Below are 12209 nucleotides of genomic sequence, written 5' to 3'. Positions count from 1 at the left end.
AGCAGGTTGCGCCCTCGGGCGCGCCTGTCGATTCAAGTCTTTCATCTGTTTGCCAATGAGAGCCAGGTTCGGCCGTCGCTTGAAGCTGGTGCGATTAAATCGTACCATGGTTTCGACAACGATATCGGGAGCCTATCATGGGACAGGTCGACAAACGCAGCATCACGTTGTCGCCGGAACTGGCGCAAGCGGTGGACGATGTGGTCGCTGCAGGGGAGTATGCCTCGGCGAGCGAAGTCATCCGCGATGCGCTGCGGCAATGGAAGGACCGCCGCGATCTCTTCGGTTATACGATCGAGGAGTTGCGTAGGCTGGTGCAGGAAGGCGTCGATAGCGGGCCGGCGCTGGAGGGACCGCCTATCCTCGAACGAGCGCGCGCCGGGCATTCGTCATCTGGTCGTTGGTGAATATCTAACTTAGTATCGCGTCGCTGGCGATGCGATCGAAATCGTCCGCGTGCTGCACGGCCATCGCAACATCGAGGCCGACGACATTCGTGACCAGCCCGTCAGCCGCTGATCCTATCCAGCGACGTCTCGATCGCCTTCCAAAGCTCTTCCACCGGCTCACAGCCGATCGAGAGGCGGACAAAGCCTGGCGGCACCGCATCGCCTCGCTTCGAGCGCCGCTCGGCCGAAGTGTGGACGCCGCCGAAGGAGGTCGCGGCCTCTATCAGTTGGCAATTGTTGATGAAGTCCTCGGCCTTATCCGCCGAGGCGAGCTCAAATGAGATGAGGAAGCCGAAGCGCTCCATCTGGACGCGGGCAAGGTTGTGCGACGGGTCGCCATTGAGGCCGGGAAAGCGCAGGCCGCGCACCGCGCGATGGTCCTTCAGCCGTTGCGCGATGGTTTCGGCCGATGAGCACATGCGATCGAAGCGCACCTCCAGTGTTTCGAGGCCGCGATGCACCAGCCAGGCTTCAAACGGTCCGGGAATGCCGCCGGCCATTGCGCGCCAGTCCGTAACCTTGGCGATGATGTCGGGGTTGCGGCTGGCGACATGGCCGAACAGCACGTCCGAATGGCCGTTGACCGCCTTGGTGTCGGCGGAGACGACGATATCGGCGCCGAAGTCGAGCGGACGCTGGCCGAATGGCGTCATCGTCGTGTTGTCGACGACAAGGATCCCGCCTTGTTCGCGGACAGCCTTGGCGATCGCCGAGATGTCACAGATGTCCAGCCGCGGATTGGATGGGGTTTCCACGAAGACCAGCGAATAGCCTTCGAAGCCGCCGTCAAGGAAGGTCGGCGTCGGCCTGGAGTCGCAGGTGATGCCGAACGGCTTCAGGAAGCGTTCGGCCATCGCGCGCGTGGCATGATAACCGTCCGCGGGCAGGAGCACGCGATCGCCCGATTTCAGCAGCGCGAAAAACACCGACGAAATCGCGCCCATTCCAGAGGGAAAACTCACGCATTGCGCATCCTCCAGATGGCCGAGCACGTGTTCCACGGCGCGCCATGTCGGGTTGTCGTAGCGGCCATATTGATCGACCCCGGTCTCGACGCCGGGCGTGTGAAAGATCGAAGCCATGGTCAGCGGCAAGGGGATCGGATCGCCAGCGGCGAAATCGCCGCTGCGCAAATGGGACAGTTCGGCGGCGCGTGACTTTGCCGTCTCGGACATGAGATCGATCCTTGTTATCTGGGCGGAAGACGTCGCTCGACGCTATGCGGGTGGGTGATTTGCGGCAAGCCCAAGTCTTTTGGGCCAGAGGGCTCTAAACGCTTCGTTAGGCTTAATGATCCATAAAGACGAGACGTGCCGTAACGGCTGCTCGGATTGGTCGCGCTGCGCGTGTTTGTGAAGCCCATTCCCGTTGACGCCCATAGTGCCCCATGATATCCCATCAAGACATCAAAGCCTTCGTTCCGCGTCAGGGTAAAGCGTACGCCAATCGGGCAGCCGCGGCGGCTGCGCGTTTGCCGGTTTTTGCCCGTGTGGGCGAGGCTGATACGGGGCAGGGAACGCGCGGCAGTGGCGCGTGCGATACAATGAAAAGGGGTGCGGCGGCGCAAGCGGCTGTAACGCGTGATGGACCGGTTTCTGTCGAACACGGTGAGCAGGATCGATGCGAAGGGGCGGGTGTCCGTTCCGGCGCATTTCCGCGCCGTTGTGCAGAAGCGCGGCTATTCGGAGCTCTATGCACTGCGCTGCCTCGACCTGCCGGCGATGGATGTCGGCGGGCTCGACCTGCTCGATCGCTACGAGCAGCGCATCGCATTGGAAGATCCATTCCTGCAGACGGCGGACGACATGTCCTTCTTCTGCCATGGGGACGGAGCGTTCCTGAAACTCGACCAGGATGGCCGCATCACCATGACCGATTTCATTCGCGAACACACCGGCATCTCGGCGGAGGTGGCCTTTGTCGGGCGCGGCAATTTCTTTCAGATCTGGGAGCCAGGACGGCTTGCTGCCTATGGGGCGCAGGCGCGGGCCAGGCTTTTGCAGCTTCGGCAGGGGACGAAGCCTGGGGAGCGACCGGAATGACGGTGGGCCACGGCGATGACGTCCACGCCGTTGGCGGATCGGTCCGCCACATTCCGGTCCTCCTTGGCGAAGTGCTCGAGGCACTGGCGCCGGCGGAGGGCGACATCATCATCGACGGCACGTTCGGCGCCGGCGGCTACACTAAGGCCATTCTGGCGACCGGCGCTTCGGTCGTCGCCATCGACCGCGATCCCGATGCCATCGCTGCCGGGCGCGATCTGGAGGCGCAATCGGGCGGCAGGCTGAGGCTGGTGCAGGCGCCGTTCTCGACGCTCGACGAACATGTCGAGAGTGTCGACGGCGTCGTGCTCGACATTGGCGTCTCCTCGATGCAACTCGACCAGGCCGAGCGCGGATTCTCGTTCCGCAATGACGGTCCGCTCGACATGCGCATGGCGCAAGCGGGCTTGAGCGCCGCCGATGTCGTCAACAGCTTCAAGCCGGGCGACCTTGCTCGCATCTTCGGCTTCCTCGGCGAAGAGCGTCACGCCGGCCGCATCGCCCGCATGATCGAGGCGCGCCGCGAAAAAAGCCGTTCGAGCGCACGCTGGAACTGGCCGACGCCATCGAGACGCATATCGGCCGCGCGCCGAAGGACAAGATCCATCCGGCCACCCGCGTCTTCCAGGCGCTGCGCATCTACGTCAATGACGAGCTCGGCGAACTGGCCAAGGCGCTGTTCGCGGCCGAACGCGCGCTGAAACCCGGCGGGCGGCTCGTGGTGGTGACGTTCCATTCGCTGGAAGACCGCATCGTCAAGCGTTTCATCGCCGACCGGGCCGACGTCGCCACCGGCTCACGTCATCTGCCCGAGGCGCATGCGCGCACCGCGACTTTCCGCAAGGCCGGTGGCGGCGTGACGGCTGATGATGCCGAGGTCGCGGCCAATCCGCGCGCCCGCTCGGCCAGGCTGCGCGCGGCGATCCGCACCGATGCGCCTGCGCGCGGCGGCGACTTTTCAATTTTCGGCCTTCCAAAGCTTCCCGGCATCAACCTGCCGGGGAGAGGTAAGCACGTGTTCCGTACCAGCGACATTGTCCTGATCGCCGTCATGGTTTCGGCGGCGGCCCTGACCTACAAGACCAAGCGCGAGGCCGAGGACCAGTTGGCGGCGGTGCAGAAGATCCATAACCAGATACGCTATGAGGAGGAGACGATCGACCTGCTCAAGGCTGACTGGAGCCTGCTCACCCAGCCGTCGCGGCTGCAGAAGCTCGCCGAGCTCTACAAGTCGCAGCTCGCGCTCGAGCCGGTCAGCGCGCGCCAGATCGTCGGCTTGAGCGATCTGCCGGCCAAGGCCCTGGACATTCAGGACATACTGAAAGGACGCCAGGACAGCATGGCCGACAATTCCGACAAGGCGCCGTCCGGCGACAAGGATCCCGTCGTGACCGGAGACATCGCCCAATGATCGGCAAACTGCTGAAGCGCCGCGCCAGGACGGGTGAAGACGGTTCTATCGTCGTCGAGGGCGCCCGCAAGGCGACAGGCGGCAAGGGCAAGGCGCGCATCGTGATGACGATGGCGGTGTTCTTCGGCATCTTCTCGACCATTTCAGGGCGCCTGGTCTATCTCGGCTTCCAGACGCCTGACCTGTCGGGCGGCCCGCAGAGCCGGATCACCGCCTCGCGGCCCGACATTGTCGACCGCAATGGCGAGGTGCTGGCAACCGACATCAAGACGGCGTCGCTGTTTGCCGAGCCGCGCCGCATCGTCGATGCCGACGAGGCGATCGAGAAGCTGTCGACCGTGCTGCCCGAGATCGACTACGAGCAAACCTACCACAAGCTCAAGAGCGGCGCCGGCTTCGTCTGGCTGCAGCGGCAGCTGACGCCCAAGCAGCAGGCCGACATCATGCAGCTTGGCATTCCCGGCTTCGGCTTCCGCACGGAGAAGCGCCGTTTCTATCCGAGCGGCGAAACCTCGTCCTACATTGTCGGCCTGACCAACATCGACAATCAGGGCATCTCCGGCATGGAGAAATATATCGATGAGCAGGGCCTGAGCGACCTGCAGGCGTCGGGCCTGGCGGTGGCCAAGGATCTCAAGCCGGTTAAGCTTTCGATCGATCTGCGCATCCAGCATGTGGTGCGCGACGAGATCGCCGCCGGCCTGGAGCGCTACCGCGCCATCGGCGCCGGCGCCGTCGTGCTCAACGTCAAGACCGGCGAAGTGGTGGCCATGGCCTCGGTGCCGGATTTCGATCCGAACAATCCTTACAATGCACAGGAAAAGGACCGGCTGAACCGGATGTCGGCGGGGCTCTATGAGATGGGCTCGACCTTCAAGAGCTTCACCTCGGCCATGGCGCTCGATTCCGGCAAGGCAACGATGAACAGTCGTTTCGACGCTTCGCATCCAATCCGGGTCGGCCATCAGGCCATTCACGATTTCCACGGCAAGAACCGTGTGCTGTCGCTGCCGGAGGTTTTCCTCTATTCGTCCAACATCGGATCGGCTCGCGAGGCCGAGCTGGTCGGCATCGAAGGGCACCGGGAATTCCTGCATCGCCTTGGCATCTTGGAAAGGATGCAGACCGAACTGCCGGAAGTCGCCCGCCCGACCGAACCGAAGGTCTGGAAACAGGTCAATTCGTTCACCATCGCCTTCGGCCACGGCGTGTCGACGACGCCGTTGCAAGCGGCTGTCGGTTGCGCGGCGCTGATGAATGGCGGCTATCTGATGAATCCGACCTTCCTGGTGCGCACGCAGGAGGAAGCGATGGCGATGGCCAAGAAAGTTGTCAGCGAAAAGACGGTCGAGGGCATGCGCTACCTCTATTCGCTCAACGCCGAAAAGGGGTCGGCCAGAAACGCCAGGGTCCCCGGCTACCGCGTTGGCGGCAAGACCGGAACGGCCGAGAAGGTCATCAACGGCCGCTACTCGAAGGAATTGAATTTCAATACGTTTGTCGCCGCTTTCCCGATGGACGATCCACAATACCTGGTGTTTACGATTGCCGACGCCCCGCACCCGGAAAAGCCTGGCATGACGGACGTCGCGGCCTCGAATGCTGGGGTCATGGCCGGCAATATCATCAGGCGTTCGGCGGCCATGCTTGGCGTGAAGCCAGATTTCAGCCATGAAAATGGTGCAACGCTGGTTTCCTATCAGTGATTCTTAGGGCGCGCCGGTAACTGCGCGCTATTTTGTTGCGGTGAACGGAACTCGATGAAGCTCAGAGATCTAGCCGGTGTCCTGCCAGTCGAAGGAACAGCTTCCGCCGATCTGGAGGTTACCGGGATTTCGTCCGATTCCCGCCAGGTAAAACCGGGCGTCGTCTTTTTTGCGCTCGCCGGCACCAAGGCGGACGGTGCGGCCTACGCTGCCGATGCGGCCAGGCGTGGCGCGCTGGCGATCGTGACAAGCAAAGGCAGTTCCGTCGCCGGACTGCCGGTTCCGGTGCTGGCGGTCGATGATCCGCGCCTGGCGCTGGCGCTGAGTGCTTCCCGCTATTTCGGCAGGCAACCGCAGACCATGGTCGCGGTCACCGGCACCAGCGGCAAGACCTCGGTCGCCGCCTTCACCAGGCAGATCTGGGAGCAGGCGGGCTATGCCGCGAGCTTCGATCGGCACCACTGGTGTGGTCGCGCCAGGCCGTAACGAGTATGGCTCGCTGACTACGCCCGATCCGGTGGCGCTGCACCAGTTGCTGCGGGAATTGGCCGATGCCGGCGTAGCCCATGCCTCAATGGAAGCTTCCAGTCATGGGCTCGACCAGCGCCGTCTCGACGGTGTGAAGCTCGCCGCCGGCGGCTTCACCAATCTTGGCCGCGACCATATGGATTACCATCCGACGGTCGAGGATTACCACCACGCCAAATTGCGCCTGTTCGACACGCTGCTGCCGAAAGGCGCGCCCGCGGTGATCTTCGCCGACGATCCGTGGTCGGGGCCGACCATCCAGGCGGCACAAGCTGCCGGGCTCAATGTGCTGACGGTTGGCCGACATGGCGTCTTCCTTACGCTGAAGCGGGTCGAGCACGAACGCCACCGCCAGCGCGCTGAGGTCGAGGCCGAGGGCGTGCTTTACGAAATCGACCTGCCGCTGGCCGGCGATTTCCAGATTTCGAACGCGCTGGTTTCGGCGGGCCTCGCCATTTCCACCGGAACACCTGTCGCCAAAGCCTTGATGTCCTTGGAGAAACTGAAGGGCGCGCCGGGCCGGCTCGACCTCGTCGGCACCACCGCCGGCGGCGCACCGGTCTATGTCGACTACGCGCACAAGCCCGATGCGCTGGAGAATGTGCTGGCCTCGGTGAGGCCGTTCACGACGGGCCGCGTGATGGTCGTGTTCGGCTGCGGCGGCGATCGCGACCGGGGCAAAAGACCGATCATGGGCGAAATCGCGACCCGGCTTGCCGATGTCGTCATCGTCACCGACGACAATCCGCGCTCCGAGGTGCCCGAGACGATCCGCGCAGCCATTCTAGCCGCTGCCCCGGGGGCCATCGAGATCGGCGACCGACGCAAGGCAATCCACGAGGCTGTCGGCATGCTTCATGCCGGAGACACGCTGATCGTCGCCGGCAAGGGCCACGAGGAAGGCCAGACGATCGGCTCCGAAACCCTGCATTTCTCCGACCACGAGGAAGTCCGCGCCGCGCTGCGGGAGCGTGCCGCATGAGTTTGCTGTGGACCTCCGAGGCGCTGGTTGCCGCCATGGACGGGCGGCCGCTCGGGCCTATGCCCGAAGGCATATCGGGCATTTCGATCGACAGCCGCAGCCTGCAGCCGGGTGACGCCTTCTTCGCCATCAAGGGCGAGGTGATGGACGGCCATGACTTCGCCACCGCGGCCATCAAGGCCGGTGCCGGCGTGCTGGTGGTGGCGGAAGGCAAGCTGCCGTCGCTTGGCCGGCTGACGGCGCCAATCATCGTCGTCGAGGATGTGCTGGTCGCATTGGAAAAGCTTGGTGTCGCGGCGCGTGCTCGCTCGCAGGCCAAGATCATCGCGGTCACCGGCTCGGCGGGCAAGACCACGACCAAGGAAGCGCTGCGCCACGTGCTGTCGGCGGTCGGCAAGGTGCATGCCTCGGCACAGTCCTTCAACAACCATTGGGGGGTGCCGCTGACGCTGGCGCGCATGCCCGAGAATTGCGACTATGCCGTCTTCGAGATCGGCATGAATCATCCCGACGAGATCCGGCCGCTGGTGAAGATGGTGCGGCCGCATGTCGCCATCGTCACCATGATCGCGGCGGCGCATCTCGGCTTCTTCCGCAATCTGGACGAGATCGCCAAGGCCAAGGCCGAGATTTTCGAAGGGCTGGAGCCCGAGGGGCTGCCGTCCTCAACCGCGACGATGCGCGCTTCAAGCTGCTCGACAAGATGGCGCATGCTGCCGGCGTCGAGCATGTCTACGGCTTCGGCGAGAATGCGCGCTCAACCTTCAAGCTCACCAAATGCGAATTGTATGCAGACCATTCCGACATCGCCGCCCGGATCGGCGGCCATGACATGATCGCCCGCATCGGGGCCCCCGGTCGCCACATGGTGCAGAACGTGCTGGCGGTTCTGGGCGCGGCGCAGCTGGTTGGCGCCGATCTCGACAAGGTGGCAATCGCGCTGAACGATCTCTCGGCCGAGCGCGGTCGTGGCAAGCGCCATGTGTTGCGGCATCCCGGCGGCCCTATCACGCTGATCGACGAGAGCTACAACGCCAATCCGGCCTCGATGGCGGCGGCTATGGCGCTGCTCAACGCGACGCCGGTGACGGGCGAGGGGCGCCGCATCGCCGTGCTCGGCGACATGCTGGAACTCGGCGAGCATTCGGCCAAGCTGCATGCCGCCCTTGCCGATCTCATCGTCGGCACCGGCACGCAGACCGTCTTTCTCGGCGGCCGGGAAATGCGGGCCCTGGCGGAAGCGCTGCCTGAAGACATCAAGACGGAATACCGCGCCGGCGTCGAGGAATTGAAGCCGGTGCTGCTTGCCGCGCTGAAGCCGGGCGACGCGGTGATGATCAAATCGTCGAAAGGCATCGGTTTTGCAAAACTGGTCGATGCGCTGCTGGGCAAATACCCGGCTGAAACAACAACCAGCAAACTGACCTAGTCGGGGGACGAAAGCGCATGTTTACACTGCTGGTCGATTTCGCGGACAAGATCTCGGTCTTCAATGTCTTCCGCTACATCACGTTCCGCACCGGCGGGGCGCTGATCACCTCGGCGCTGATCGTCTTCATCTTCGGGCCGACCATCATCAATTCGCTGCGGCTCAGGCAAGGCAAGGGCCAGCCGATCCGCGCCGACGGACCGCAGACGCATTTCAAGAAGGCCGGCACGCCGACCATGGGCGGGCTGATGATCCTGTCCGGCATCATCGGCTCATCGCTTCTATGGGCGAACCTGTCGAGCATCTATGTCTGGGTGGTGCTGCTGGTGACGCTGGGCTTCGGCTCGATCGGCTTCTATGACGACTATCTGAAGGTGACCAAGCAGTCGCATCTCGGCTTCTCCGGCAAGGCGCGGCTGGGGCTCGAATTCATCATCGCCGGCATCGCCGCCTGGGTGATCATGCATAACGGCCAGGCACCGTTCTCGTCGTCGCTGACATTCCCCTTTGCCAAGGAATTCATCGTCAATCTCGGCTGGTTCTTTATTCCGTTCTCCTGCTTCGTCATCGTCGGCGCCGGCAATGCGGTGAACCTGACCGATGGCCTCGACGGACTGGCGATCGTGCCGATCATGATCGCGGCGGCCTCCTTCGGCGTCATCGCCTATCTCTCGGGCAATGCGGTATTCGCCGAATATCTGCAGATCCATTTCGTCCCCGGCACAGGCGAGCTGGCTGTCGTGCTCGGCTCGGTGATCGGCGCCGGCCTCGGCTTCCTCTGGTTCAATGCGCCGCCGGCGGCGATCTTCATGGGCGACACCGGTTCGCTGGCCATGGGCGGCCTGATCGGCACGGTGGCGGTCGCCACCAAGCACGAGATCGTGCTGGTGATCGTCGGCGGCCTGTTCGTGGTCGAGATCCTCTCGGTCATCATCCAGGTCGGCTACTTCAAGATGACCGGCAAGCGCGTGTTCCTGATGGCGCCGATCCACCATCATTTCGAAAAACTCGGCTGGACCGAGAGCCAGGTGGTGATCCGTTTCTGGATCATCGCCGTCATCCTGGCGCTGGTCGGCCTCTCCACCCTGAAGCTCAGATAGGAAGACCTCGTTGATCCCCGCCGCATCCTTCGCAGGCAAGCACGTCTCGCTCTTCGGGCTCGGTGGCTCTGGGATCGCGACCGCGCGGGCATTGATCGAGGGTGGCGCGGACGTGCTGGCCTGGGACGACAATCCCGACAGCGTCGCCAAGGCTGCCGCCACCGGCATCGCCACCGCCGAGCTGCGGGGTGCGGACTGGGCGAAATTCTCGGCCTTCGTGCTGTCACCCGGCGTGCCGCTGACGCATCCCAAGCCGCATTGGACGGTGGAGCTGGCGAAGGGTGCCGGCGTCGAGGTGATCGGCGACATCGAACTTTTCTGCCGCGAGCGGATTTTGCAGGCGCCGACGTCACCTTTCATCGCCATCACCGGCACCAACGGCAAATCGACGACAACCGCGCTGACGGCGCATATCCTCAAATCGGCAGGCCGTGACACCCAGATGGGCGGCAATATCGGCCGCGCGGTGATGACGCTCGATCCGCCGACGCCCGATCGCCACTATGTCGTCGAGTGCTCGTCCTACCAGATCGACCTTGCGCCCTCGATCAATCCGACGGCCGGCATCCTGCTCAACCTGACGCCGGACCATCTCGACCGCCACGGCACCATGCAGCACTACGCCTCGATCAAGGAGCGGCTGGTGGCGGGCAGCGAGACGGCGATCATCGGCATCGACGATTCCTGGTGCGCGCAGATCGCCGAGCGGCTGGAGCGGGCAGGTCGGCAGGTCATCCGCATTTCCAAGCGGCTGCCGCTGACCGACGGCTACTTCGCCGACGGCACCAATCTGATGGAGGCCGTACACGGCCGCTACAGCAAGGTCGCCTTCCTCGAAGGCATCGGGTCGCTGCGCGGCCAGCACAATGCGCAGAACGCGCTTGCCGCGGTCGCTGCGTGCCTGAAGGTCGGGCTCGACCTCGGCGAAATCCAGTCCGGGCTCGAAAGTTTTCCGGGCCTTGCCCACCGCATGGAGCAGGTCGGCCGCAAGGACCATGTGCTGTTCGTCAACGATTCCAAGGCGACCAATGCCGATGCGGCCGCACCCGCCCTGTCGAGCTTTCCGCGCGTCTACTGGATCGCCGGCGGCCTGCCAAAGGAAGGCGGCATCGAGCCGCTGCGCGGCTTCTTCCCGCGCATCGCCAAGGCCTATCTGATCGGCGAGGCCGCCCCCGCCTTTTCGGCGACGCTGGGCGAGGCGGTGCCTTACGAGATATCGGGCACGCTGGCCGCGGCGGTCGAGCACGCCGCGCATGATGCGGCCAAGGACGACAGCGGCGAGGTGGTGGTGCTGTTGTCGCCGGCCTGCGCCAGTTTCGACCAGTTCAAGAATTTCGAAGTTCGCGGCGAAGCCTTCAGGCAAGCTGCGAGCGCTATAGATGGCGTCAAACCCATCGGAGGGGCACGATAATGCAGAGCCGTCTCGATAAAAGTCCTGTCGCAACCTGGTGGTGGACGATCGATCGCTGGTTCCTGGCGGCGTTCCTGTCGCTGATGGGCCTCGGCATCGTGCTGTCCTTCGCCGCCAGTCCCGCGGTCGCCGAGCGCATCGGCCTCGACAGTTTCCACTTCGCCACCAGGCAGATCATCTTCACCGTGCCGGCGCTCGGGGTGATGCTGGCCGTGTCCTTCCTCGATTCCAGGCAGATCCGGCGCATGTCGCTGATCATGCTGTGCCTGATGCTGGTGCTGATGGTGGCGGTGCTCTATGTCGGCGTCGAGGTGAAAGGTGCGCGGCGCTGGGTCTCGCTGGCCGGCCTGTCGATCCAGCCGTCCGAGTTCCTGAAGCCGGCCTTCGTCATCATGTGCGCCTGGCTGTTCGCCGAGCACAAGCGCCAGCCCGACATTCCAGGCAATCTGTTCGCCATGCTGCTGCTGGTGCTGGTCGTGTCGCTGCTGGTGGCGCAGCCGGACCTTGGCCAGACCATGCTGACGACCGGCACCTGGGGCATCATGTTCTTCATGGCCGGGTTGCCCTGGCTGTGGATCATCGTTTTGGGTGCGGCCGGCGTCGGCGGCGTCTTTGCAGCCTACACGGTGTTTCCGCACGTTGCCTTGCGCATCGACAAGTTCCTCACCGGCGAAGGCGATACGTTCCAGGTCGACATGGGACGCGACGCGCTGATCAATGGCGGCTGGTTCGGCGTCGGCCCGGGCGAGGGCACGGTCAAGCGGGTCATCCCCGACAGCCATGCCGACTTCGTCTTCTCGGTCGCGGGCGAGGAGTTCGGACTGATCATGTGCTTCTTCATCATGTCGATCTTCGCCTTCATCGTGCTGCGCGGCCTCAACACGGCGCTCAAGGAACATGACGATTTCACCCGCTATGCGGTAGGCGGCCTCGTCACCGTGTTCGGCCTGCAGGCCGTCATCAACATGTGCGTCAACCTGCAGCTGGTGCCGGCCAAGGGCATGACGCTGCCCTTCATCTCCTATGGCGGCTCCTCGCAGATCGCCATCGCCATCTCGATGGGCATGGTGCTGGCGCTGACGCGCAAGCGGCCGGAAAAGCGCAAGCAAATGGGCTTTACGCTGCCGCAGCGCGCCATGCCGGCGGAGTGA

General features: G+C 64.0%; 8 protein-coding genes and 3 pseudogenes. 10 read left to right on the top strand and 1 reads right to left on the bottom strand.

Going from position 1 to position 12209, the window contains the following annotated elements:
• Positions 1-137 precede the first annotated feature (137 nt).
• Positions 138-407, top strand: coding sequence for a type II toxin-antitoxin system ParD family antitoxin (locus tag HB778_RS01285; RefSeq protein ID WP_244661756.1), 270 nt, complete (start codon positions 138-140; stop codon positions 405-407).
• Positions 408-508: 101 nt separating this feature from the next.
• Here the strand turns inward: HB778_RS01285 and HB778_RS01280 are convergent, their stop codons facing one another.
• Positions 509-1624, bottom strand: a complete 1116-nt coding sequence (locus HB778_RS01280) for a cystathionine gamma-lyase (RefSeq protein WP_183460834.1) — start codon at positions 1622-1624, stop codon at positions 509-511.
• A gap of 408 nt (positions 1625-2032) precedes the next feature.
• On the opposite strand from HB778_RS01280, the gene mraZ reads away from it, so the two are divergent.
• The 9 genes and pseudogenes from mraZ (at position 2033) to ftsW (ending at position 12209) form a co-directional block, all read left to right on the top strand.
• Positions 2033-2491, top strand: coding sequence for a division/cell wall cluster transcriptional repressor MraZ (gene mraZ, locus HB778_RS01275; RefSeq protein WP_183464953.1), 459 nt, complete (start codon positions 2033-2035; stop codon positions 2489-2491).
• Positions 2488-3494, top strand: a pseudogene (gene rsmH, locus HB778_RS01270) (16S rRNA (cytosine(1402)-N(4))-methyltransferase RsmH); the annotation flags it as partial. The gene mraZ and the pseudogene rsmH, both read left to right, overlap by 4 nt.
• 12 nt (positions 3495-3506) lie before the next feature.
• Positions 3507-3902, top strand: coding sequence for a cell division protein FtsL (gene ftsL / locus HB778_RS43035; protein WP_095202153.1), 396 nt, complete (start codon positions 3507-3509; stop codon positions 3900-3902).
• Positions 3899-5608 carry a peptidoglycan D,D-transpeptidase FtsI family protein gene (locus HB778_RS01260; protein WP_183460832.1) on the top strand — a complete coding sequence of 570 codons (1710 nt, stop codon included), beginning with the start codon at positions 3899-3901 and terminating at the stop codon, positions 5606-5608. The genes ftsL and HB778_RS01260 overlap by 4 nt, the downstream gene beginning before the upstream one ends.
• A gap of 54 nt (positions 5609-5662) precedes the next feature.
• Positions 5663-7118: pseudogene (locus tag HB778_RS01255) on the top strand (UDP-N-acetylmuramoyl-L-alanyl-D-glutamate--2,6-diaminopimelate ligase).
• Positions 7115-8547: pseudogene (locus HB778_RS01250) on the top strand (UDP-N-acetylmuramoylalanyl-D-glutamyl-2,6-diaminopimelate--D-alanyl-D-alanine ligase). Before HB778_RS01255 ends, HB778_RS01250 begins: the two co-directional pseudogenes overlap by 4 nt.
• Before the next feature lie 17 nt (positions 8548-8564).
• Positions 8565-9647 carry a phospho-N-acetylmuramoyl-pentapeptide-transferase gene (gene mraY / locus HB778_RS01245; RefSeq protein WP_095202157.1) on the top strand — a complete coding sequence of 361 codons (1083 nt, stop codon included), beginning with the start codon at positions 8565-8567 and terminating at the stop codon, positions 9645-9647.
• A gap of 10 nt (positions 9648-9657) precedes the next feature.
• The gene (murD, locus tag HB778_RS01240; protein WP_183460831.1) at positions 9658-11058 is read left to right on the top strand and encodes a UDP-N-acetylmuramoyl-L-alanine--D-glutamate ligase; all 1401 of its coding nucleotides are present in this window, start codon (positions 9658-9660) and stop codon (positions 11056-11058) included.
• The gene (gene ftsW, locus HB778_RS01235) at positions 11058-12209 is read left to right on the top strand and encodes a putative lipid II flippase FtsW (protein WP_015317209.1); all 1152 of its coding nucleotides are present in this window, start codon (positions 11058-11060) and stop codon (positions 12207-12209) included. The genes murD and ftsW overlap by 1 nt, the downstream gene beginning before the upstream one ends.

Source organism: Mesorhizobium huakuii (genome assembly GCF_014189455.1).
In the GTDB taxonomy this organism is placed as follows: domain Bacteria; phylum Pseudomonadota; class Alphaproteobacteria; order Rhizobiales; family Rhizobiaceae; genus Mesorhizobium; species Mesorhizobium huakuii_A.
This window is presented reverse-complemented; position numbering and strand designations above follow the sequence as displayed.